We start from the raw sequence: 22,420 nt of genomic DNA, 5'->3' as shown, positions 1-22,420 counted from the left end.
GGCCAGCACCGCCAGAGCGACCAGTCCGGTCCTCACCACCCCTGCCTGCTCCCCAAACCCGTCTCTGCCCCTGAACGCCAATGGCCGGCGACGCAGAGCGCCGCCGGCCGTCTGGCTGGACGTCGGTCGCTTACTTGAACACGGCCGTCGGCTGGTCCAGGCTGTCCGACCCCTCGATCGCCACCGGCTCCAGCTTCAGCGCCGTCACCGCGCGTTCGATCGAGCGGGTCTGCTGAACCAGGGCGTCGATGGCGGTGTTCAGCAGCGCCGCGCCGGCATCATTGCCGGGGGCGAGCAGCTGGTCGTAATGGGTGCCGGCCTCGGCCGTCGCCTTCACCGAGCCCAGCGCCGCCAGCGTCGTCGCCATATGGGCGCGGACATCGGCATCGACCTTCTGGTCCGCCGCAGCCACCAGCGACGACAGCGACGGTCCCTCGACCACCGAACCGTCGATGCGGACATAATGGCCGGTATAGACGTTCCACATGCCCACGGCGTCGTAATAGTGGGAGTTGTGGGTGTTGTCCGAGAAGCAGTCATGCTCCTCTTCCGGGTCGTTGAGCAGCAGGCCCAGCTTCATGCGCTCGCCCGCCAGCTCGCCATAGGACAGGCTGCCGAGGCCGGTGAACATGGTGCTGAGACCGGCTTCGGGGCTCACATCGGCCAGCGCCTTGCGCGCCTCGCCATCCTTGCCCCACTGGGCGGCCATCCACGACAGATCCTCGACCAGCAGGTCGGTCGCGGCCTGAAGATAGGCGGCGCGACGGTCGCAATTGCCGCCGGTGCAGTTGGCGGTGTCGTAATCGGTCCAGGGGCGGTTACCGGCGCCCGGGCCGGTGCCGTTCAGATCCTGGCCCCAGAGCAGGAATTCGATGGCGTGATAGCCGGTCGCGACGTTCGCCTCCTCGCCTTCCGCCTCGTGCAGCGCGCGCAGCAGGTCGGGGGTGATCTTCGAGGCGTCGACCGTCTTGCCCGACAGCGTGAAGCTCTTGTTGGCGATCACGTTCAGCGCCGCCGCCGCATTGCCCTCGGCCCCCATATACGAGCTGTCGACATAGTCGATCAGGCCCTCGTCGAGCGGCCAGGCATTCACCTGCCCCTCCCACTCGTCGACGATGGCATTGCCGAAGCGGAAGGCTTCGGTCTGCTTGTAGGGCACGTTGGCCGCGATCCAGGCGGCCTTCGCCGCCGCCAGCGTCTCGGGGCCGGGCTTGGCGATGAAGGCCTTCACGGCCGTCTGCAGCGTCTTCGCCGCGGTCAGGCTGTCGCCATAGGCCGCCTCGGCGATGTTCGCGTAATTGGTCACCACCGCGCGGGCATCACCGCCCGTCGCCGCCAGCGCCGAACCGGAGGCGAGCAGAACGCCCCCCAGCAGCATGCCGCCCAGCCTGCCCGTCTTGCCCACCATCTGTCGCTCCCTCGGTCCATGGTGCCGTCCCGCACATGCCATTCCGCAAGTGCGAATGACTTGCATTCCTACACCGGAGGTGGGGGTGACGTCCAGCGCGCTGACGGCCGGCCCAGGGATTTCGGACCCGTCAGAGCGGTGGTCGCCGGTTTCGCATCGGGCTTTGGGCTTCCAGCTGACGGCCCACGGCAAGCAGCCGGTCTTCCCGCCACCAGGGAGCCACCAGCTGCACGCCGATCGGCAAGCCTTCGCGGCTCAACCCGAACGGCAGCGACAAGGCCGGCAGGCCGGTCAGATTAAAGGGCACGGTGGCGCGCATCACATGACGGGCCGGGACCTTTGCCTCCGCCACCTCATACCCGGCCTGCCCAGGACGGGGGGCGGTCATGGGCAACACCGGGCAAAGCAGCAGATCATTGGCCCCGAACCAGCCGGCGAAGGCATCCCGCAGCCCCTGCACCGCCTGTTCCGCGGCGACGTAATCCGCCAGCGACGGCTCGGCCCGGGTCATAACATGACGGATCACCGGATGCACCTCCTCCACCCGCCCGCCGACCACGGCCCGGAAGAGCGGGCCGATCTCGGGCGCGTGCAGCACCGCACTCGCCTCCGTCCAGTCGTGATCCGCCAGCGCCGGAATGCCGGCCGGCGCCACCCGGTGTCCGGCCGCGGCCAGGGCGTCGGCGGCCAGGGCGACCGTGGCGACGATTTCGGGATCCACCGGCCCGAACCCCTCTGCCGCCATCCAGCCGATCCGCAGGCTGCTGGCGTCGCCGCGCATCAGGGGTACCGCCTGTACCGCATAGCCGTCGGCACCATCCGGCCCCGCCAGCAGATCGAGCGCCAGCGCGAGATCGCGGACACTGCGCGCCATCGGTCCGACATGCCACCAGCGCCGAAGCCCCGGCCAGTGGCCGGTGACGGGGATCCGGCCATGGGTCGCCTTCAGCGCCAGGATGCCGGTCATCGCCGCGGGCCCGCGTACCGAGATCGCCACATCGCTGCCCAGCCCCAGCGGCGACAGCCCGGCCGCGATCGCCGCCGCCTCGCCGCCGCTCGACCCGCCGGGGGTGCGGCTTCTGTCCCAGGGGTTGCGGGTCGGCCCCGACAGCGGGTTGTCGGTCTCGGTCCAGTACGAGAATTCTGGCAGATTGGTCTTGATCAACGGAATGGCACCCGCAGCTTTCAGCCGTGCCACCACGGTCGCATCGCGCCCGGGCACCCGGTCGGCAAACAGCCTGGAGCCGCGCCGGGTCGGCACGCCTGCGGTGTCGATGCAATCCTTGATCGAGAACGGCACGCCGTGGAGGGGACCTGCCGCCTCCCCCGCGATCACCGCCGCCTCGGCAGCGTGGGCCGCGCCGAGCGCGCTGTCGGCCATGACCTCGACCGCGGCCCCCAGCAGCGGATCGATCCGCGCGATCCGCTCCAGATGGGCCGCGACCACCTCGACCGGCGAGACCTCGCGGGCATGGATCATCGCGGCCAGCGCGGTCGCGTCCAGAAAACAGAGATCGGTGGCGTCCATGGCGGGGGCTCCCGGGCAGGTGGTCACGGCCTGCCGATCCTGTGCCCACCGCTGCCTCGTCACAATTCGCTTTGCGGCCGCGGGCCTTCCGGAAAGCTGAAGGCGCATGGCCGCTCAGGCGGCGCTGCGCGTCATTTCCGCCCGCAACCAGTCGCGCACCACCCGCACCGGCGGTGCCGGCCGGCTGCCGGTCAACAGATGGATGCCGCGCGAACTCGCCACCCGGTGATCCAGCGGCGCCACCAGCCGCCCGCTCTCGATCCAGGGCCGCACCAGCTGATCCAGAGCAATGGCCACACCCAGCCCGTGGGCTGCCGCTTCATACAGCATCTGCAGGCTGTCGAAGCCCCGCACCGGCGGCAACAGGGTGGGGTCGATGCCGACCGCCCGCGCCCATTCGGGCCAGAATTCCGGCCGGTGGGCGGGGCCCAGCAGCGGCAGATGCAGCAGATCCTGCGGCTGGTCCAAAGGCAGATCGGGGCTCGCCACCACCACCAGATGCAGCGGCATCGACGCCACCCGCATCACCCCCGGCCAGCCGCCCTCCCCCAGGCGAAGCGCCAGATCGGCGACACCGGCGCCGGGTTCGATGCAGTCGGCCGAGCCGTGCAGATCAAGCCGGATGCCCGGATGGGCCACCTGAAAGCCCGGCAGCCGCGGCAGCAGCCAGGTCATCGCAAGGGTCGGGATCAGGCTGATCCTGACCGCCCGGCGATCGACCTGACGCGCCCGCTCGGTCGCCTGGCGCAGGGCGTCGAGCGCCGGCAACAGCTCGGCGGCATAGGCGGCCCCCCGGGCGGTCGGCACCACGCCGCGCGGCAGCCGCTCCAGCAGCGGCGCACCCAGATGCTCTTCCAGGATCCGGATCCGCCGGCTGAGTGCAGGCAGCGACAGCCCCAGCGCCTCGGCGGCCGCGGTCAGGCTCCGCAGCTCCACGGCGGCGGCAAAGGCCTCGATCGATCGGAAGGGCGGCAGGGGTTTCATCGGCGGCATCCGGATGCAGGATCCCCGGACCTTAGCACCGCCCGTCGGTTTATCGAAGCCCGGCCGGGCATGGACGGGCTATGCTGCGGGCACGGAAACACCAGGAGATCCCCCGATGGCGCTGAAGAAGACCGTGAAGCAGATGGTGGCAGAGGCGACCGCCCGCATCCGCACCATCCCGATCGACGAGGCCCAGACCCTGCTCGACGACCCGGACACCCTGTTCGTCGACATCCGCGACGTCCGCGAGCTGGAGCGCGAGGGCATGATCCCCGGCGCCTTCCACGCCCCGCGCGGCATGCTGGAATTCTGGGTCGACCCGGAAAGCCCCTATCACAAGCCGGTCTTCGCCTCGGGCAAGAGCTTCGTGCTCTATTGCGGCGGCGCCTGGCGTTCAGCGCTGGCCGCCGACACCCTGCAGCAGATGGGGCTTGAACCCGTCGCCCATCTGGAAGGCGGCTTCAGCGGCTGGAAGGCCGCGGGCGCGCCGGTGGTGCCCCGGCCGGCCAAGGGCTGATCCGTCACAGGTCGCGCGCGGCTCAGCTGCCGCGCGGCTTGGCCCGATGGGTCGCGACCGCACCGGTCGGATCCTCGGGCCAGGGATGTTTGGGATAGCGGCCGCGCAGCTCCGACCTGACCTGGGCATAGCTGCCGGTCCAGAAGCCGGCGAGGTCGGCGGTCACCTGGACCGGCCGGCCCGCCGGCGACAGCAGGTGGACCAGCAGCGCCACCCGGCCGTCGGCGACCCTCGGGCCTTCGGCCGCACCGAACATCTCCTGCAGCTTCACCGCCAGCACCGGCGGGTCGCTCGCATAGTCCACCGCATGGCTGCGGCCCGACGGCACGGTCACCCGCTCGGGCGCCGCCTGATCCAGCCGGCTGCGCTGGCGCCAGTCCAGCAGCCTGAGCAGCGCGCCCTTGAGGTCGATCCGGGTAAGATCGTCCAGCCGCCGCACCCGCCCCAGATCCGGCCCCAGCCAGTCGTCGAGCCTGGCGAGCAGCCCGTCATCCGACACATCCGGCCAGCCGGCCCCGGGCCCGTCGATCCGCGCCAGGAAGGCGATACGGGCCCTCAGCGCCTTCGCCGCCTCGCTCCAGTCCAGCCGGTCGAGGCCCAGCCCGCGCACCCCTTCGGCCACCGCCGCGGCATGATGCTCGGGCGCGAGCTTCGCCAGCGGTTTCGCATCGATGACCAGCTGACCCAGCCGCCGTTCGCGCACCGCCACCAGGCCGCCGGATCGCTGGTCGAATTCCACCCGGTCCACCGTGCGGATCTCGCCGGCGAAGCTCTCCACGATCTCAGCCGGGGTGATCCGGGCGGCGAGAAAGGCACGAACGTCGCCCCCACCCTGTGTGCCGCCACCAGTCGTTGCGACCGCAAGCCAGTCCTCTGCGGCCAGCGGGTCGAGCGGATCAAGCGCAACCCCGCCGCCACCCATCAGCCGGAAGACAGCGTCACGCCCGCGCGCCTGCGCCAGCCGTTCAGGATAGGCCAGCGCCACCAACTGGCCGAGCGAGGGCGGTTCCACCCCCGCTGCCCGCTGCGGCTTGGGCAGCCGGCGCTCCAGTGCCCGGGCGCCGTCACGCAGCCGGGCGAGCGTGCCGCGGTCGACCACCGCCCCATCGGCACCGCCCATCGGGTCGCGGCCATCCGCCACCAGAGTCATGCGCCGGGCAAGATCGGCATCGGCGCGGGCGCGCTTGAACGGATCGCGTTCCGCCAGGATCTGGGCCAGGCGCGCCGCCTCGCGCCCAGCCCCCCGCCGGGCACCCTCGATCGCCAGATGGGCAAGCCGCGGATGCAGGCCCAGCTCGGCCATCGCCCGACCATGGCCGGTCACGCGCCCGGCCTCGTCCAGGGCACCCAGGCGACCGAGCAGCTCCCGGGCCTGGCCCCAGGCAGCCGCCGAGGGATGGTCGGCGAAGGCCAGGGCGCGGGTATCGTCCACGCCCCAGACCGCCAGTTCCAGCGCCAGCGGCGCCGGGTCGTCGACGGTGATCTGCGGGGCGGCAAAACCCGCCAGGGCGCGGGTCTCCGCCTCGGGCCACAGCCTCAGGCAAATCCCTTCGGCAATACGACCGGCACGGCCGCGGCGCTGCTCGGCCTCGGCGCGCGACACCCGCATCGTCTCCAGCCGGCTCATGCCGGTCGACGGGTCGAAACGCGGCCGGCGGGCGAAGCCGCCATCGATCACCACGCGCACGCCCTCGATCGTCAGGCTGGTCTCGGCGATGGCGGTCGCCAGCACCACCTTACGCCGGCCGGGCACCGAGGGGCGGATGGCACGGTCCTGCGCCTCTGCCGTCAGCTCCCCCGCCAGCGGCAGGATGTCGACCGCAGCCCCGCCGGCACCGGCCAGCAGCTCGGCGGTGCGTGCAATCTCTCCGGCACCCGGCAGAAAGGCCAGGATGTCGCCCGGCTCCGCCGCCAGCATCCGCCGCACGGCCGCCGCCATGGCCGGGGCCAGGTCGCGCGGCTCCGGCCGGCGATCGTCGTGGATCACCGTCACCGGGAACATCCGGCCTTCGGCCTGCAGCCGCTCGGCCCCGCCGATCAGCGCCGCCACCCGCTCGGCATCCAGCGTCGCCGACATGGCGATCAGGCGCAGATCCGGGCGCAGCGCCTGTTTCGCCTCCAGCGCCAGCGCCAGGCCCAGATCGCCATCCAGGCTGCGTTCGTGAATTTCGTCGAAGATCACCGCCGCGACGCCCTGAAGCTCGGGATCGCCCTGAATCCGGCGGGTAAAGATGCCCTCGGTCACGACCTCGATCCGGGTGGCGGGCCCGACCTTCTGGTCCAGCCGGACCCGGTAGCCCACCGTCTCCCCCACCGCCTCGCCCAGCATCGCCGCCATGCGTGCCGCCGAGGCACGCGCCGCCAGCCGGCGCGGCTCCAGCATCAGGATGCGCCCGCCAGCCGCCCAGGGGGCATCCAGCAGCATCAGCGGCACGGCGGTGGTCTTGCCGGCGCCGGGCGGCGCCTCGATCACCAGATCGCGCCCGCGCGCGAGGGCGTCGCGGATCGGGCGGGCAAGCTCCGCCACGGGCAGGGACCGGATTGCACGGGCGATCCGGTCGGGCAATGCGGGATCAGGCAGGGGGGCGTCCGACGTCAAGACGGGGTCAGTCTTCCAGGAAGAAGTCGATGGTCGTCACCACCCGCACCGTCTTCGTCACCTGGCGGTTCTCGGGCATGTTCGGGATGTCGGTGGCAGGCAGGATCTGGAACAGCCCCTGAGAGGCATTGCGGATCGCGCCGACATGGCTGCCGCTGTCGGTCGCGAACTGCGCGGCACCGTCGCGGGCATTGGCGGTCGCCTCGGCGATCATCTGCGGCTTCAGATCATTGAGCTTCGTGAAGATATAAGACGGGCCGCTGCCCCAGGCGCCCATGTCGTTGGACAGCACCACCCCGGCCTCGACCAGATCGCCCACCTTCTGCGAGGCGGCCTCGACCTTGTCGACATCGGTGGTCCGCACCGACACCGTCTGCGCCACGATATAACGCACCTCGACCGGCCCCGAGCGATAGAGCTGCGCGTTCTGGTCCGTCACCTCCAGGCTCAGCATCTCGATCGTCTCAGCCGGCAGGCCGGCATCGACGAAGAAGCGTCTGACCGTCTCGGTATCGCGCTTCAACTGGCCCAGCACTTCGTTCAGCTCGTTGCCCGAGGCGACATAGCGCAGCGACCAGACCGCCAGATCGGCCTTCACCTCGCGCTCCGCCAGGCCCTTGACCTGGACGGTGCGGTTGCCGAGACGGGCCTCGACAACACCCTGGCCGACCAGCCAGCCACCGGCGGCAATGCCCACGGCGATCACCGCGGCGCCGGCCAGCCCCAGAACATCCATACGCATCGGCAGATCTCCTGCACCGAAATTCGGCCCCGCGGGGGTTGCGGACAGCCATTGTCCCCTCTGCGGCGGCAGCCTGCGACGGGTCGTGGCCGGCGTCAAGCACGGCAGCGACACCGCCCGGACACGGGCAGGCCCCATTCGGGCCGTCTGACATCGCCCGCTCACAGCCGGCGGCTGCTTCATCATCTTCTACCAGTATTTGAAGACCAAACCTCACATGATTATGCCACAGCGCAGCACTTAACAATTTTCATCCAAGTTCCCAGATCATTGGAGAAGGCAAGAGAACTTGCCGGATTGCCGAACACAGGAGTAATTGACCATGTTCAAGTCCATGCGCGGCACGACCTCGGCTCTTGCGATCATCGTCGGTCTCGGTGCCGTCCCCCTCGCGGCCGGCAGCGCACTGGCTCAGGCCGCCTCGCCGGGTGCGGCACCCACTGAACAGCAGGCCCCGGCCGGCAGCGGCATGGGTGCAGGTGCCGGCAGCGCGGCAGCCCCCTCGGGCGCCATGCCCGCCACCCCGCCGGCTGGCGGCGGCGACACGGCCGAGGCCGAGGATCCGCAGCCGGCTGACACGCTGCTGTCGAACGACACCGTGGTCCGGACGCCGGATGGTGAGGAAGTCGCCTCCCTTCAGGGCGTGATTTTCGGGACCGACGGTCAGATCACCCATGCGGTGCTCGCCTATGGCGGCGTGCTGGGTTTCGGCGCCAAGGAAGTGATGGTGCCCTGGGATCAGCTGAAGGCCGAGCCGGCCGAGCAGGCCTTGATTGCCTCGGTGACGCCCGAGCAGCTGGAACAGATGCCGGCCTTCAAGTCGCAGGAAGCCGTGAAGAGCGATGCTGATGCCGCCACCGGCACCCAGCCGATGAGCACCACTCCCGCCCCCACCACCGCCCCCTCAGGCGGCTGATCCGGGCCTGACGTGGACGACGACTGACTGACTGACGACGGTCTTCCCCTGGACCACTGACGTTTCCTCCCGAACGTCTCCCTGCCTGATCACTTCGGGCGCCATCCTCCCCCCGCGAGGATGGCGCCCTTCTTTCGTGCCGCTTGCCCCAGGGCATCCCGGTCTTTATGGTGCGGGGCGACGGTTCCGTGCCGCCTTTCCCCGGAAAGGAGGCCGGCGAAGAGGGAATGCGGTGCGGCGCCAGGGCGCCCAGGCCGCGGCTGTACCCGCAACTGTAGGCGGTGAGCCCACCCCCATGACAGCCACTGGCGGTAACAGGCCGGGAAGGCCGGGGGTCCGGGCCTGGACCCGCGAGCCAGGAGACCTGCCGTCACCACCCCGCGTATCGCGCGGTCGTCGGGCGGGCATGACCGGCGGCAGGGAGATCCGGACAGGTGCCGGCCATCCCGTTCGCGTCGGTGCGCCAGCCATCGCGGGACCACGCCAGACCCATGACCGCCGCCGTCCGCCTGTTTCTGCTCGGCACCGCCCTTGCCGCCACCACCGGTGCCGCCCCGGCATTCGCCGATGACGAAAAAACCCGTCAGACCCTGACACCGCTGGTGGTGACCGCCACCCGCACAGCCGTCGACCCCGCCACCGTCGGCAGTTCGGTAACGGTGATCGACGGCGAAGAGCTGCGCCGTGCCGGCACCGTCTTCGTGGTCGATGCGCTGCGCCGCGCGCCCGGCGTGTCGTTCAGCCGCACCGGCGGCCCCGGGGCCGCGACCAATCTCAGGCTGCGCGGCACCGATGACAGCCAGACCAAGATCCTGATCGACGGGGTGGAGGTGAACGACCCGGCCAGCGCCAGCGGGGCCTTCGATCTCGGTCGGCTGCTTGCCGACGATGTCGACCGGATCGAGGTGCTGCGCGGCCCGCAGAGCGCGCTTTACGGCGCCGATGCCATGGGCGGCGTGGTTAACATCGTCACCCGCCGGGGTCTGCGCAATGGCGGCACCGGGGTGGAGGGCGACGCCTCGGCAGAATACGGCGCCTATCGCAGCCGTCGGCATTCCGCGGCGCTGCGCGGCGCCGGCGAGCGCTGGGACGGCGCCGTCTCGATCATCGACTTCCGCACCGAGGGGTTCTCGCGCCTGGAAGGCGGGCGCGAGGATGACGGTTTCACCGGCACCCAGATCGGCCTGAGCGGCGGGTTGACCCTGAGCGACCAGTTCGCGATCGAGGCCACCGGCACGGCCGCCCGCACTTCGGCCGATTTCGATCCGTCGCGCAAGCCCGAGGCGCCGGGCGAGAACGAGGCCGACAGCCTGAGCGGCCGGGTGACGGCCATCGCTACCCTGTTCGACGGCCGGGTTGAAAACCGCACCACGGTCTCGGGCTCGCGGCTCGACCGCAGCTCGAAGGACCCGACCTCCAGCTTTTCGGTTCGCACCGATTTCGACGGCCGGCGGACCGGGATCGAGAACCAGACCGACATCACCGTCGACGGTCATGACGACGTGGCCACCATCGGCCTCTCGCGCGAGCACGAGGCCGCCTCGATCGGTGATGCGAAGGCCCCCGGCGATCCGGTGATCAACACGCTCTCGGCCGATGCCGATACCACCGCGATCTTCGGCCAGTACCGGGCCGGGCTCTGGGACCAGCTCTATCTGACCGCCGGTCTTCGCCGCGATGATCATTCGGCCTTCGGGGCCGACACCACCTGGCGCTTCACCGGTGCCTGGATCGTGCCCGGCACCGGCACGACGCTGCGCGGCAGTTGGGGCACCGGCTCCAAGGCGCCGTCGCTCTACCAGCTTTATCACCCGACCTATGGCGATGCCGATCTGGAGGTGGAGAAGAGCCGGGGCTGGGATATCGGGATCGAACAGCAGCTGCTGGACGAGGCGCTGACCCTGGGCCTCACCTGGTTCCGCAACGACATCCGCAACATGCTGAGCTTCGATTCCGCCGCCAGCCGCTACCGCAACACCGCCCGCGCCCGCACCGAGGGGCTGGAGGCGACGGCAAAGGCGGTGCCGGCCGACTGGCTGACGCTTCAGGCGGCCTATACCTATCTGGAGACGACGGATCTGGAGACCGGCACGGCCCTGCCGCGCCGTCCGCGCCACACCCTGTTCGCCGCCGCCGATGTCTATCCGCTGGACGGTACCCGGATCGGCATCGAGGCGTCCCATGTCGGCGCGCAGGTCAATTCCGCCAGCCGGCCGACCAAGATCCGCCGCTATACCATCATGGGGATCAATGGCAATCAGCGCCTGACCGACGCGGTCACCGCCTATGCCCGGCTCGACAATGTCTTCGACGTGGACTATCAGGAAGTGGACGGCTACGCCACCCCTGGTCGAAGCCTCTATGTCGGCCTCCGGGTCGCCTTCTGACATTGGGAGACGTCGCCGATGGCAAGCTGCCTGATGGTGATGGGTACCGGATCCGACGTCGGCAAATCGCTGCTGGTGGCGGGGCTTGCCCGCATCGCGGTGCGCCGCGGGCTGAAGGTGCTGCCGTTCAAGCCGCAGAACATGTCGAACAACGCGGCCGTCACCGCCGATGGCGGCGAAATCGGCCGCGCCCAGGCGTTGCAGGCCCGTGCCGCCGGCGTGCCGCTTTCGGTCGACATGAACCCGGTCTTGCTGAAGCCGCAGACCGATATCGGCGCGCAGGTGGTGGTGCAGGGCCGCATGGCCGGCACGGCGCGCGCCGCCGAATATCGCGGCTGGCGCGATCGGCTGATGCCGAAGGTGCTGGAGAGCTTCGCCCGTCTCGCCGCCGGGTCCGATCTGGTGCTGATCGAAGGCGCGGGCTCGGTCTCGGAGGTCAATCTGCGCGCCGGCGACATCGCCAATATGGGCTTCGCGACCCTGGTCCGGGCGCCGGTGGTGCTGGTGGGCGACATCGATCGCGGCGGGGTGATCGCCCAGATGGTCGGCAGCCATGCGCTTCTGCCGGAAGATGAGCTGTCGCTGATCAAGGGCTTCATCATCAACCGGTTTCGCGGCGATGTCCGCCTGTTCGACGGCGGCCTGACTGAAATCGAGACCCGCACCGGCTGGAAGAGTTTCGGGGTGGTGCCCTGGCTGCCCGCCGCGGCGCGGCTGCCGGCCGAAGATGCGGTGGCGCTGGACACGCCGCGCGATCCGGGGCCCGGGGGCCTGAAGATCGCCGTGCCGATGTTCGCCCGCATCGCCAATTTCGACGATCTGGATCCGCTGAAGCTGGAACCGCAGGTGGCGCTGACCATGGTGCCGCCCGGCCAGCCCCTGCCGGTGGCCGATCTGATCGTGCTGCCCGGCAGCAAGGCGACGATCGCCGATCTCGCTTTCTTCCGCGCCCAGGGCTGGGATGTCGACCTTGCCGCCCATGTCCGCCGCGGCGGCCGGGTGATCGGCATCTGCGGCGGCTATCAGATGCTGGGCCGGGTGATCGAGGATCCGGACGGCATCGAGGGGCCGGCCGGCGCCGTGCCGGGTCTCGGCCTGCTCGACGTCGAAACCCGGCTCGGCGGCGACAAGGCGCTGATCGAGACCACCGGCACCGAAATCACCACCGGCGCGGCCGTGCGCGGCTATGAAATGCATGTCGGCGTCACCACCGGCCCCGGCACGGCACGGCCGATGCTGCGTCTGGCCGACGGCCGCCCCGACGGCGCCACCGGCCATGACGGCCGGGTCGCCGGCTGCTATCTCCACGGCCTGTTCGGCGCCGACGGCTATCGCGCCGCCCTGATCGAGGCGCTGACCGGCCGCCGGCCGGTGCCGATCGACTATGAGGCGTCCGTCGAGGCCGCCCTCGATGCCCTCGCCGACCATCTGGAAGCGGCACTCGACATCGAGGCCCTGTTCGCGGCCGCAGCCGAACCGGTGCTGCCATGACCGCCGCGCACCGCGATCACGGCGGCCGGCTTGCAGCCATGGCGGCCAGCCATCCCACGGCGCCAACGCCCTGGATCGATCTCAGCACCGGCATAAACCGCGACCCCTATCCCTTTGATCCAAGAGACATTCCTGCCGATGCCTGGACGCGGCTGCCCGATGGCGACCTGATCGGCCCCTGCCTCGATGCCGCCGCCCGCTTCTGCGGTGCCCCCGGCCCCGATCATCTCTGTGCCGGCCCGGGATCGCAGGCGCTGATCCAGGCCCTGCCCTTTGCCGTACCCCGGGGGCGGGTTGCCGTGCTCGGGCCTACCTATAACGAGCACGGGCCGGCCTGGGAACGCGCAGGCCACGTGGTTACGGTCGAGACCGATCCCGACCGGCTGACGGCTGCCGGTATCGACACCGTGCTGATCGTCAACCCCAACAATCCCGACGGCCGGCTGACCGGCCGCGACGAGCTGCGCCGGCTGGCACGGCTGATGGCCGATCGCGGCGGCCGGCTGGTGGTCGACGAGGCCTTCGCCGAGATCACGCCCGACGCCTCGGTGGCCGATCTGGCCGGGCCCGGGCTGGTGGTGCTGCGCTCCTTCGGAAAATTCTTTGGCCTTGCGGGCTTGCGCCTGGGCGTTGCGATCGCGGATCCGGCAACCACCCTGCGCATGACCGACCATCTGGGCCCCTGGGCCGTGTCGGGCCCGGCACTTGTGGTGGCGGCACGGGCCTATGACGATACGGCCTGGATCACTGAGACCCGGGCCCGCCTCGCCGCCGGGGCCGACCGGCTCTCGCACCTGCTTCATCGCAGAGGCCTTGTCCCGGTCGGCCAGACCGATCTTTTCGTCACCGTCGATGCCGGCAGCCGGGCGCGGGCGGCGGCGATCCTGGACCGGCTCGCCAGCCGCCACGGCATCCTGATCCGTGACTGGCCGGGCCCCGTCACCATCCCGGCCCAGGCCGGCTGGCTGCGCTTCGGCATCCCGGCCGAAGACGACGCGCTCGGCCGCCCGGGCGAATGGGCGCGGCTGGAAGGCGCGCTCGCCGATGCCGCGTCACACACGGAAGGCTGACAAGACACCCGGTTTCGGCTAACGATGTTCGGTCGGGGCGCATGGTCGGTCCTGCCCCCCGCCCTTTAGGAGAACTGCCGAGCGATGTCGTCGCGCCTGATCGGACTGGTCGCCTTTGTCGTCACCGCCGCGATCGCCTGGGGCTTCTGGTCATGGGCGAATGCGCCCGTGCAGCTGCCCGACGTTCCCAACGCCCACGTCGCCTGCACCTCCTATGCCCCCTTCCGGGGCCGCCAGACGCCCCATAACGAAAGCTTCGTGGCCCCGCCCGAGCAGATTGCCGAGGACATGGCGATCCTGAAATCGGTCACCGACTGCGTGCGGCTCTATTCCGCCCGCCAGGGGCTGGAAGAGGTGTCGGTGCAGGCCGCCCAGCTGGGCATGAGCGTGCTCCAGGGCATCTGGATCGGTGCCAACCCCCAGAACAATCAGATGGAGATCGATGCTGCACTGGACGTCGTCTCGCGCAATCCGCAGGCGATCAAGGCGGTCATCGTCGGCAACGAGGTGCTGCTGCGCCGGGAACAGTCGCCGGAGAACCTGCGCAAGCTGATCCGCGCGGTGAAGGCGCGCACCGACAAGCCGGTGACCTATGCCGATGTCTGGGAATTCTGGATGAAGAATCGCGACCTCGCCGACGAGGTCGATTTCGTCACCGTCCATATCCTGCCCTATTGGGAGGACGAGCCCGTCTCGATCGACGATGCCATGGCGCATCTCCGCCGGATCATCGACGAGGTCAAGGCCGCCTTCCCGAACAAGCCGATCATGATCGGCGAGACCGGCTGGCCCAGCGAAGGCCGCACCCGCGGCCCTGCGGTGCCGAGCCTGGTCAATCAGGCGAGCTTCATCCGCGACTTCATCCCCCTCGCCCGCAATCTGGGCGTCGACTACAACCTCATCGAGGCGTTCGACCAGCCCTGGAAACGGGTGCAGGAAGGCACGGTCGGCGGCCATTGGGGCCTGGTCGACGAATATCGCGAGCAGAAATTCCCGCTGACCGGCCCGGTGGTCGAGATGCCGAACTGGCACTGGCTGGCGGCCGGCGGCATCCTGGTTGCCGGCCTGCTGATGATCGCCGCCGGCCGGCGGATCCCCGATCACGAAATCGACGAGCATCTGGGCCGTGAAATCGCGGGCTGGGTATCGGCCGTCACCGCCGCCCAGCTGGCCGGCGCCACGCTGCTGCTCTCGATCGATCATCTGTCGCTGGTCAATCGCGGCCCGGTGGAATGGGCGATCGGCATCGGCCTCTGGCTGGTCTCGGCGGTCACCGCCGTGGTGCTGGCGCGCCGCTGGGCCGGGCCGGCCGAAGCCCGGATCCAGCCGGCCCCGGTGATCGAGGTGCTGCGCGCACTGCGCCGCCCGCTCGGCATCGACTGGCTAGGCGCGGGTGACGGCCCCCGCGGGCTGCGTCTCGGCCTGCTCAAGGGTCTTGCGGCGGTGGCGGTGGCCATCGCCATGATCGGTCTCGCCCTCGACCCGCGCTATCGGGACTTCCCCATCGTCACCTTCCTGATCCCGGCGATCGGCTGGGCGGTGGACGCGCTGATGCCCGTGGCCGGCCGGGCGCGCACGCCGCGGTTGCGGCTGAAAATCGAAGAGGCACTGCTGGCGCTGATGATCGGCGGCGGCGCGCTCGCGGTCGCCATCGGCGAGGGGCCCGAGAATGGTGAGGCGCATCTCTGGGCATTGATCGGCCTGGTTTTTGCCGCGGCAGTTGCCGTGGCGCCGCGCCGCAGCCAGTCCGACAGCGTCTGAACCGCACCCGCCGGGCGGGAAACAGTCATCAACCCGTCGCACTTCGCGCTTTCGCCCACCGCGCCTTTTGACGCATCATCGGTCCGGATGGCAGGGGGGCCATCCGCCGGGGCCGGTTCGCCGGCACCGCAGGGGCCTGCCGGTGGGGATCGGCATCTCCCGGCGGCCGGAAGAACAACGACCCGTTCACCGGGAGACGTCAGTATGTCCAACATGTCGCCAGCCGAGCGGGCACGCGAACGCGCGGTTGCGATCGCAGTTCTGGCAGACCTTGCCCTTTGCGGGCCGTTCGTGGCGGTCGCAATCTGGTCGGGCTCGCTCACCATGATCGCCGACGGCGTGCGCGGCACGCTGCTGATCTGCGTGGGGTTGGTGTCCTATGCCACGCTGCGCAACATCAACCGCCGCCGCACCGGCAATTTCGAATACGGCACCGCCAAGCTGGAACAGGCGGTCTCCATCCTGATCGCGATGATGCTGGTCGTGGCGGCCTGTTTCATCATCTACAAGATCGCGACCAAGGTGCCGGCAGCATCGGAAACCGGCAGTGCCGCCTATCTCGCCACCTTCTTCGTGACCTTCAACCTGTTTCTGAACATCGGTCAGATGTTGTCGCTGCGCCGCGCAGCCCGCGACGGCGCCTCGATCATCGTGGCCTCGCAATATCGCGCCCGCATCGCCAAGACCATCGGCTCGGTGGTCGTGGTCGGCTGCGTGGCGCTGGACCAGCTGGCCGGCAATGTCATGCTGTCCTTTTGGGCCGATATCGTGGGCTCGACGGTGGTCGCCTTCATCATGCTCGCCACCACCTACGGCATGCTCAAGGAAGCCATGCCGGACCTGCTCGATCGCTCGCTGGCGGAGCCGATGCAGATGGAGATCAACAAGGTCCTGGCGCAGTTCTTCGACGAATATGACGATATCATCCGGGTCCGCAGCCGCCGGCTCGGCAATGGTGCCGAGGTCGAGATCACGCTGACCTTCGAAGGCGACCGCCCCTTCTCGCAGATCGCCGGCATCCTGGACCGGATGCGCGCCGCCCTCACCCAGGCCCTGCCGGGCGCGCAGATCGTTCTGGTGCCGCAGCCGGCCGGCCATCACGTCATGGCCTGATCGCACGCCCCCGCCTGTCCACGCCCGCTCGCCTGTCCACGCCCGGCGGATGGCCGAAAAAGGCGGTATAGGCCCGGCCGAACGCCGCCTGGCCTGAGAATCCGACCAGGGCCGCCACGTCGACCAGACCATGGCGGCCCTCGCGGATCATCCGCCGGGCCGCCTGCATGCGATGGCGCTTGCCATAGTCGTGGGGTGTGCAGCCGAAACGTGTCACGAACCCCGCCGCCAGCCGGTTGTGGCTGATGCCCACCCGTCGCGCCAGGTCGCGAAAACCCGGCGGGTCGGCCAGTTCCCGCCGCAGGATGTCCGCCGCCCGTTCGATCTGCATCTCGTGGCGGGTCCGGGCGGGCACGCCGTCGGCGGCGCGGCGTGGCCCCGCCGCGGCCGCCATCACGCCCGCCGCCTCGATCATCAGTTCCTGCAGTTTCAGGCTCTCATAGGCCCGGGCCAGCGCCTGAGGCCGGGGCGGGCCGTCGATCAGCGCGTCCATCACCGCATGCATGGCGGGCGTCATCGTCACCGACAGGCCGAAGGGCGCCTCCAGACCCCCGTTCAGCAGATCGGTGAAAGCCGGCAGCCGGCCGGTGCGGTCGGGGAACAGCACCGCCGCCGCATGGGCGGGCGGAACCCAGAAGGCGGCATAGCGGATCGGCCGCCCTGCCCGCCAGCGCCGGATCTGGCGGCTGCCGGCCGGAAACAGCCCGATATAGAGCGTGCCGCCGCCATGGCGCTCAGTGCCATGGGCGGTGATCCGGCGGCGCCCGCCGCCGGTCTGGACGAACTGGATGCTGACGGTGTCGTCCATCACATGGCGCAGGGTCAGATCCGCGGTCAGCCGTCCGTCCAGCCACCAGCCGACGATGTCGCCCGGCATGATCTCGAACCGGCTCCGCCCCTCGAAAGGCGCCGCCTCCATCAGCGGCGTGCCGGCCTCCAGCGCCGCCACCACCGCCCGCTGATCGGTCCAGGGCGTGCCCATACCCGCCGCCATCCACCTTCTCCCGATGACCATCCACCTTCTTCCGAAGAATTTTGCATCCGGTCTCGTATCAGCGCATGCGGAGGGACGAAATGCAAAATCTCCGTGCATCCCTGGAAAGACGCCGGGCCAGCCCGCGCGCCACACTTCCCTCAACCCGCCATCAAGGCGGCAGACAGGGAGCACAACGACAATGACGGCATCAGACGGAGTTGCGACCGACAGGTCCGAGGGTGGGCCGACGATTGCACAGGGGGCCGGGCTCGCGCTTGCGCTGCTCGGCCTGATCAATCTTTTCAACTACATGGACCGGGTTCTGTTCTCGGTCCTGCTGGAGCCGATCAAGGCCGAGCTGGGCTTCAGCGACGCCCGGATGGGCCTGCTCGGCGGCTTCGCCTTTGCGCTGTTCTATGCCGTGTTCGGCCTCGCCATGGGCCGGCTCGCCGACCGGACCAACCGGGTGCGGGTGATCGCGGTATCGCTCGCCCTCTGGAGCCTCGCCACCGCCGCCTGCGGCCTGGCCCGCAGCTTCATCGGCCTTTTCGCCGCCCGCATGACGGTGGGCGTGGGGGAGGCCGGCTGCGTGCCCTCGGCACATTCGCTGATCGGCGACCTGTTTCCGCCCGAACGTCGCGCCTGGGCGGTCTCCGTCTTCACCGGCATCGGTTCGCTCGGCAGCATGATCGGCCTGGTGGTCGCGGCCGCGCTGGTCGCGGAACATGGCTGGCGGATGGTCTTCTTCTATTTCGGCCTGCCGGGCCTGGCCCTCGCCCTGGTCATCCCCCTGGTCCTCAGGGAGCCCCCGCGCGGCCGCTTCGATCGGGGCGGCGCCACACGACCGCCGGCGCTGAAGCCTGCGCTCGCAGATCTGCTCGGCTCGGCCGCCGTCATACATCTGCTGATCGCCATTCCCTTCTATTACGTCACTGTCGGCCTCGCCACCTGGATCCCGGCCTTTTTCCAGCGCGTCCACGGCGTCGGCATCGCAGACTTCGGCCGCAGCGGCGGGCTTGCCCTCGGGCTTGGCGTGCTGATCGGCACCTTCGCCGGCGGCTGGCTCGCCAACCGGCTGATCCGCCGCGCCCGGTCGTGGGAGTTTCGCCTGCCGGCACTGGCGGGCCTGGTCTCGGCCCCGCTCTTCGCCGCCACTTTCCTGGTGGGCGATACCGGCCTCGCCTATGGCCTGCTCTTCCTGGCCTTCCTGGTCTCGGGCCTCGGCATGGGCCCGTCGATGTCGTGCATGCAGGTCGTGGCCGGCCCGCATGTCCGCGCCACCGCTATCGCCTTCATGGTCTTCGCCACCTCGATCATCAGCTATGGCGGCGCGCCCGCCCTGGTCGGGCTGATCAGCGATCTGGCCCTCGCCCATGGCCTGGCCGCCGATGGCGGCGCCTCGCTGCGCCTGGCGCTGATCGTCACCCTGCTGCCGCCCCTGATCAGCGGCCTGTTCTTCCAGGCCGCGCTCAACCGCCGCCGCCGCATCGATCCGGAGCTTTGAGCCCCTCAATGACCACAGAAATCCTTCCCACCGACGCCCGCCCCGCCCCCATCACCGGCGCCCCGCCGCTCTCCGAGATCACCGGCCGCGTCGACCGGCTGCGCACCGCCATGGAGCTTGCCGGCATCGACGCCCTGGTCCTCACCAACCCCGACAGCGTCTACTACCTCACCCATTTTGCGAACTTCGTCCACGAACGCCCGTTTATCCTTGTGGTGACAGGCGACGGCCCGCTGCGCTTCATCGTGCCGGCGCTCGAAATCCCCCATGTCCGCATCCGCAGCCTGGGCGCGATCGACTGCATCGCCTATCGCGAATTCCCCGCCCCTGCCGGCCAGGGCTGGGATGACCGGCTGACCGGGCTGCTCGCCCCCGGCCTCAGGCTCGCGGTCGAACCCGACTGCCCGCTCTTCGTCGCCGGGCGGCTGGCGGCCGCCGGCCATGATCCGGTACCGGCCGCCCTGGTCGAGGATCTGCGGATGGTGAAATCCCCCTGGGAGATCGGCCGGCTGCGCCATGCCGCCGATCTGGTCTCCGACGCCCATGCCGCCCTTCTCGCCATGGCGCAGCCGGGGTTGAAGGTGATCGAGATCCACGGCGCGCTATCCCGCCGGATGACCGGCGCAGCCCTTGCCGGCAATCCGCATCTGAACCTGCTCGCCTGCAATTTCGCCGCGGTGGCCCAGCCGCCCGAGGTCTCGCACGATCCGCACAACTTCACCGACCTGTTCATGGCCCTGGGCCGGGGCGGCCCGCATGTCAGCGTCATCGCCTGCCGGGCCGACGGCTATGCGGCGGAGCTGGAGCGGACCTTCTTCCTGGGGGAGATACCGGCCGCCGCCAGGCCCGCTTTCGACGCGATGGCAGAGGCCCGGGCGCTGGCCTTCGACCTGTTGAAGCCCGGTGCATCGATGGCCGCGATCGACGAGGCGGTCAATGCATCGCTGATCTGCGCCGGCCATGGCGACCACCTGCTGCATCGCACCGGCCATGCCTTCGGCGTCACCGGCCACGAGGCGCCCTTTCTGGCCGAGGGCTATGACCGGCTCGTCGAGGCCGGCCAGGTGTTCAGCATCGAGCCCGGCATCTATATCGAGGGGCTGGGTGGCTTCCGCCATTCCGACACCGTGCTGGTGACCGAAACCGGCTGCCTGTCGCTGACCAGCGCCCCGGACCGGCTGGAAGATCTGGTGGTCCCGGTGTAAGCCGCCCGTCGCATCGTTTCCATCTGCGCGACGGAGCGTTGCAATTCTACGGTCTTCGGAAACAGTCTCCGACACCCTATCTTGGATCGGGAAAACAGGGCGGCGCCGGTGCGCCGCCCGCAGCCATTCGAAAGGGTGTGCCCGATGACCGCCACCACCACCCTCACCTCCTCGCCCCGGCCCGCGGATGCCACGACCGGTCGCCACGTCACGCAGGTGGTGGTCGGCCGTGCCGTCTCCGATGGTGACGGGGTCAAGCTCAAGCGGGTGATCGGTCAGCCGTCGCTCGACATGCTCGACCCGTTCCTGATGCTGGATGAATTCGGCTCCGACGATCCCGGCGCCTATATCGGCGGTTTTCCCGCCCATCCGCATCGCGGCTTCGAGACTGTGACCTATATGCTCGCCGGCCGCATGCGCCATGCCGACAATGCCGGGCACAAGGGCGTGCTGGTGCCGGGCGGCGTGCAGTGGATGTCCGCCGGCCGCGGCATCATCCATGAAGAGATGCCCGAGCAGACCGAAGGGCTGATGCGCGGCTTTCAGCTGTGGGTGAACCTGCCCGCGGCCGAAAAGATGGCGCGCCCCGCCTATCGCGAATTCGGGCCCGAGAGCATCCCCGCCGCCGCCCTGCCCGGCGATGCCGGCACGGTCAAGGTGATCGCGGGCGAGGTGTTCGGCACCACCGGCCCGGTGGCCGGCGTCGCCAGCGACCCGCTCTATGTCGATATCGAGCTGGTGCCGGGCGGTGAGGTGGAACTGCCGGTCCCTGCCGGCCACACCGCCTTCCTCTATGTCTATGACGGCGCGCTGATCGCCGGCACGGGAGAGGCGGCGCGGCCGCTCGGCACCGCACGCCTGGCGGTTCTGGGCGGGGATGGCGGGCTCGGCCTCGCCAATGCCTCGGACCAGCCCGCCCGGGCGATCCTGGTCGCCGGCCGGCCGATCGGCGAGCCGGTCGCCCGCTACGGCCCCTTCGTCATGAACACCGAAGCAGAGATCATCCAGGCGATCGACGACTACCGTCGCGGCCGCTTCTGATCGGTTACGACTGGCGCCCCCGGCGCGCCGGCACCTGCTGGGTAATGCAATGAATATTGCCGCCGCCCAGCAGGATTTCGCGCCCGGGCACGCCCAGGATCTCCCATCCCGGACAGGCGGTGGCGATTGCATCGGCCGCCGCCTGATCGCGTGCGGGATCCAGCAGCGGCATCACGATCCGCCGCCGGCCCGATGCCGCCCCGTGGGCCATCAGAAAATTGACGTAAGACCCGGCCAGGCGGTCGCCGGCGCGGCGCGGCTGGCTGCCGGGCACGACATCCACCCCCGCCGCTTCTTCTGCGGTCAGGGCAAGGGGGCCCGGCTGATGCACCCGGTGCACGGTCAGCCGCCGGCCGCGTGCGTCGCGTGCTTCGGCCAGCAGCGCCTCAGCCTCGGCCGAGCGTTCCCATTGCGGATCGCCGCGATCATCGGTCCAGGTCAGGCACACCACGCCCGGCGCCACCACATGGATCAGGTTGTCGACGTGGCCGGTGGTTTCGTCCAGGAACACCCCACGCGGCAGCCAGATCACCTGCTCGGCGCCCAGCGCCTGCCCCAGCGCCGCCTCGACCGCCGCCCGCCCGTCGGGGCCGTTGCGGCCGGGGGAGAGCAGGCATTCGGCGGTGGTGAAGACGGTGCCCTCGCCATCGCTGTGGATGGCGCCGCCCTCCAGCACCACGGGTGCCCGCCAGCTGCCATCGGCATCGATCTCCGACACCTTGGCCGCCACCAGATCGTCCTGGTCCCAGGGGAAGTACAGCCCGTCATGAAAGCCGCCCCAGGCGTTGAACCGCCAGTCGATGCCGAGCCGGCCGCCGGCGCCGTCGGTCACGAAACTGGGGCCGACATCGCGCATCCAGGCGTCGTTGGTGCTCATCTCCACCAGCCGCGCCTGGTGCGGCAGCCGGGATCGGGCATTCGACCACTGCCGGGCCGAGACCGCCACCGTCACCGGCACGACGTCGGCAATCGCCGTTGCGACCGCGGTAAAGGCCGCCTGGGCCGGCTTGGCGCCCAGCCGCCAGTTGTCCGGCCGCTCCGGCCAGATCATCCAGCAGCCATCCTGCGGTGCGAATTCGCCGGGCATGCGAAAACCGCGCGCCGCCGGCGTCGGACTTGTCTGGTCGCCGGTCATGGCGTCCCCCTTCCGCTTCTGGTCCCCTCGGTCAGACGGCCCG

The 22,420-nt window shown here is 70.0% G+C and carries 17 protein-coding genes and 1 riboswitch; of the genes, 10 read left to right on the top strand and 7 right to left on the bottom strand.

Going from position 1 to position 22,420, the window contains the following annotated elements; genetic code table 11:
* Nucleotides 1-130: 130 nt before the first annotated feature.
* The 3 genes from TMO_RS06870 to TMO_RS06860 all read right to left on the bottom strand — a co-directional run bounded on the left by TMO_RS06870 (nucleotide 131) and on the right by TMO_RS06860 (nucleotide 3,920).
* The gene (locus TMO_RS06870) at nucleotides 131-1,408 is read right to left on the bottom strand and encodes an imelysin family protein (protein WP_014744883.1); all 1,278 of its coding nucleotides are present in this window, start codon (nucleotides 1,406-1,408) and stop codon (nucleotides 131-133) included.
* A 130-nt stretch (nucleotides 1,409-1,538) separates the two neighbouring features.
* On the bottom strand, nucleotides 1,539-2,936 hold the full coding sequence (locus TMO_RS06865) for an amidase (protein WP_014744882.1): 1,398 nt from the start codon (nucleotides 2,934-2,936) through the stop codon (nucleotides 1,539-1,541).
* Nucleotides 2,937-3,050: 114 nt separating this feature from the next.
* Complete coding sequence (locus tag TMO_RS06860) at nucleotides 3,051-3,920, bottom strand: LysR substrate-binding domain-containing protein (RefSeq protein WP_051045320.1); 870 nt, start codon at nucleotides 3,918-3,920, stop codon at nucleotides 3,051-3,053.
* Nucleotides 3,921-4,035: 115 nt separating this feature from the next.
* Between TMO_RS06860 and TMO_RS06855 the strand changes: the two genes are divergently transcribed.
* On the top strand, nucleotides 4,036-4,437 hold the full coding sequence (locus TMO_RS06855; RefSeq protein WP_014744880.1) for a rhodanese-like domain-containing protein: 402 nt from the start codon (nucleotides 4,036-4,038) through the stop codon (nucleotides 4,435-4,437).
* Between the two features lie 22 nt (nucleotides 4,438-4,459).
* On the opposite strand, the gene hrpB is transcribed toward TMO_RS06855, so the two are convergent.
* A complete protein-coding gene (gene hrpB, locus TMO_RS06850) occupies nucleotides 4,460-7,036 on the bottom strand; it encodes an ATP-dependent helicase HrpB (RefSeq protein ID WP_228382272.1) in 2,577 nt (858 codons plus the stop codon).
* Nucleotides 7,037-7,043: 7 nt separating this feature from the next.
* Entirely contained in the window at nucleotides 7,044-7,778 is a 735-nt protein-coding gene (locus TMO_RS06845) for an SIMPL domain-containing protein (protein WP_014744878.1), read from the bottom strand.
* Between the two features lie 322 nt (nucleotides 7,779-8,100).
* On the opposite strand from TMO_RS06845, the gene TMO_RS06840 reads away from it, so the two are divergent.
* The 6 genes from TMO_RS06840 (at nucleotide 8,101) to TMO_RS06815 (ending at nucleotide 16,516) form a co-directional block, all read left to right on the top strand.
* Nucleotides 8,101-8,694 carry a PRC-barrel domain-containing protein gene (locus TMO_RS06840; protein WP_014744877.1) on the top strand — a complete coding sequence of 198 codons (594 nt, stop codon included), beginning with the start codon at nucleotides 8,101-8,103 and terminating at the stop codon, nucleotides 8,692-8,694.
* Between the two features lie 164 nt (nucleotides 8,695-8,858).
* Nucleotides 8,859-9,081: riboswitch (cobalamin riboswitch) on the top strand.
* 104 nt (nucleotides 9,082-9,185) lie between these two features.
* Nucleotides 9,186-11,081 carry a TonB-dependent receptor plug domain-containing protein gene (locus TMO_RS06835; protein ID WP_014744876.1) on the top strand — a complete coding sequence of 632 codons (1,896 nt, stop codon included), beginning with the start codon at nucleotides 9,186-9,188 and terminating at the stop codon, nucleotides 11,079-11,081.
* Nucleotides 11,082-11,099: 18 nt separating this feature from the next.
* Nucleotides 11,100-12,572: a cobyric acid synthase gene (locus TMO_RS06830; RefSeq protein WP_014744875.1), complete on the top strand. Its 1,473-nt coding sequence runs from the start codon at nucleotides 11,100-11,102 to the stop codon at nucleotides 12,570-12,572.
* A complete protein-coding gene (cobD, locus tag TMO_RS06825; RefSeq protein ID WP_014744874.1) occupies nucleotides 12,569-13,642 on the top strand; it encodes a threonine-phosphate decarboxylase CobD in 1,074 nt (357 codons plus the stop codon). The genes TMO_RS06830 and cobD overlap by 4 nt, the downstream gene beginning before the upstream one ends.
* Nucleotides 13,643-13,726: 84 nt before the next feature.
* Nucleotides 13,727-15,403 carry a glycosyl hydrolase family 17 protein gene (locus TMO_RS06820; protein WP_014744873.1) on the top strand — a complete coding sequence of 559 codons (1,677 nt, stop codon included), beginning with the start codon at nucleotides 13,727-13,729 and terminating at the stop codon, nucleotides 15,401-15,403.
* Between the two features lie 204 nt (nucleotides 15,404-15,607).
* Nucleotides 15,608-16,516, top strand: a complete 909-nt coding sequence (locus TMO_RS06815; protein WP_014744872.1) for a cation diffusion facilitator family transporter — start codon at nucleotides 15,608-15,610, stop codon at nucleotides 16,514-16,516.
* Here TMO_RS06815 and TMO_RS06810 read toward each other — a convergent pair.
* Complete coding sequence (locus TMO_RS06810; RefSeq protein ID WP_014744871.1) at nucleotides 16,506-17,510, bottom strand: AraC family transcriptional regulator; 1,005 nt, start codon at nucleotides 17,508-17,510, stop codon at nucleotides 16,506-16,508. The genes TMO_RS06815 and TMO_RS06810 overlap by 11 nt on opposite strands.
* 181 nt (nucleotides 17,511-17,691) lie before the next feature.
* On the opposite strand from TMO_RS06810, the gene TMO_RS06805 reads away from it, so the two are divergent.
* The 3 genes from TMO_RS06805 to TMO_RS06795 all read left to right on the top strand — a co-directional run bounded on the left by TMO_RS06805 (nucleotide 17,692) and on the right by TMO_RS06795 (nucleotide 21,242).
* The gene (locus TMO_RS06805; RefSeq protein ID WP_014744870.1) at nucleotides 17,692-18,996 is read left to right on the top strand and encodes a spinster family MFS transporter; all 1,305 of its coding nucleotides are present in this window, start codon (nucleotides 17,692-17,694) and stop codon (nucleotides 18,994-18,996) included.
* Nucleotides 18,997-19,004: 8 nt separating this feature from the next.
* On the top strand, nucleotides 19,005-20,201 hold the full coding sequence (locus TMO_RS06800; RefSeq protein ID WP_014744869.1) for a M24 family metallopeptidase: 1,197 nt from the start codon (nucleotides 19,005-19,007) through the stop codon (nucleotides 20,199-20,201).
* Nucleotides 20,202-20,345: 144 nt separating this feature from the next.
* Nucleotides 20,346-21,242, top strand: coding sequence for a pirin family protein (locus tag TMO_RS06795; RefSeq protein WP_014744868.1), 897 nt, complete (start codon nucleotides 20,346-20,348; stop codon nucleotides 21,240-21,242).
* 4 nt (nucleotides 21,243-21,246) lie between these two features.
* On the opposite strand, the gene aguA is transcribed toward TMO_RS06795, so the two are convergent.
* Nucleotides 21,247-22,377 carry an agmatine deiminase gene (aguA, locus tag TMO_RS06790; protein WP_014744867.1) on the bottom strand — a complete coding sequence of 377 codons (1,131 nt, stop codon included), beginning with the start codon at nucleotides 22,375-22,377 and terminating at the stop codon, nucleotides 21,247-21,249.
* Between the last annotated feature and the right edge of the window lie 43 nt (nucleotides 22,378-22,420).

Origin of the sequence: Tistrella mobilis KA081020-065 (assembly GCF_000264455.2) — a bacterium.
Lineage (GTDB): Bacteria > Pseudomonadota > Alphaproteobacteria > Tistrellales > Tistrellaceae > Tistrella > Tistrella mobilis.
Note: the sequence above shows the minus strand (reverse complement) of the source record. Positions and strands in the feature narration are given on the sequence as shown.

Excerpts from the sequence above, each read along its gene's own strand:
- TMO_RS06835 (WP_014744876.1), top strand. The coding sequence starts at position 9,186 with ATGACCGCCGCCGTCCGCCTGTTTCTGCTCGGCACCGCCCTTGCCGCC.
- TMO_RS06805 (WP_014744870.1), top strand. The coding sequence starts at position 17,692 with ATGACGGCATCAGACGGAGTTGCGACCGACAGGTCCGAGGGTGGGCCG.
- TMO_RS06860 (WP_051045320.1), bottom strand. The coding sequence starts at position 3,920 with ATGAAACCCCTGCCGCCCTTCCGATCGATCGAGGCCTTTGCCGCCGCC.
- TMO_RS06810 (WP_014744871.1), bottom strand. The coding sequence starts at position 17,510 with ATGGCGGCGGGTATGGGCACGCCCTGGACCGATCAGCGGGCGGTGGTG.
- TMO_RS06870 (WP_014744883.1), bottom strand. The coding sequence starts at position 1,408 with ATGGTGGGCAAGACGGGCAGGCTGGGCGGCATGCTGCTGGGGGGCGTT.
- TMO_RS06855 (WP_014744880.1), top strand. The coding sequence starts at position 4,036 with ATGGCGCTGAAGAAGACCGTGAAGCAGATGGTGGCAGAGGCGACCGCC.
- TMO_RS06830 (WP_014744875.1), top strand. The coding sequence starts at position 11,100 with ATGGCAAGCTGCCTGATGGTGATGGGTACCGGATCCGACGTCGGCAAA.
- TMO_RS06845 (WP_014744878.1), bottom strand. The coding sequence starts at position 7,778 with ATGCGTATGGATGTTCTGGGGCTGGCCGGCGCCGCGGTGATCGCCGTG.
- TMO_RS06795 (WP_014744868.1), top strand. The coding sequence starts at position 20,346 with ATGACCGCCACCACCACCCTCACCTCCTCGCCCCGGCCCGCGGATGCC.
- TMO_RS06840 (WP_014744877.1), top strand. The coding sequence starts at position 8,101 with ATGTTCAAGTCCATGCGCGGCACGACCTCGGCTCTTGCGATCATCGTC.
- TMO_RS06865 (WP_014744882.1), bottom strand. The coding sequence starts at position 2,936 with ATGGACGCCACCGATCTCTGTTTTCTGGACGCGACCGCGCTGGCCGCG.
- cobD (WP_014744874.1), top strand. The coding sequence starts at position 12,569 with ATGACCGCCGCGCACCGCGATCACGGCGGCCGGCTTGCAGCCATGGCG.
- aguA (WP_014744867.1), bottom strand. The coding sequence starts at position 22,377 with ATGACCGGCGACCAGACAAGTCCGACGCCGGCGGCGCGCGGTTTTCGC.
- TMO_RS06815 (WP_014744872.1), top strand. The coding sequence starts at position 15,608 with ATGTCCAACATGTCGCCAGCCGAGCGGGCACGCGAACGCGCGGTTGCG.
- TMO_RS06820 (WP_014744873.1), top strand. The coding sequence starts at position 13,727 with ATGTCGTCGCGCCTGATCGGACTGGTCGCCTTTGTCGTCACCGCCGCG.
- TMO_RS06800 (WP_014744869.1), top strand. The coding sequence starts at position 19,005 with ATGACCACAGAAATCCTTCCCACCGACGCCCGCCCCGCCCCCATCACC.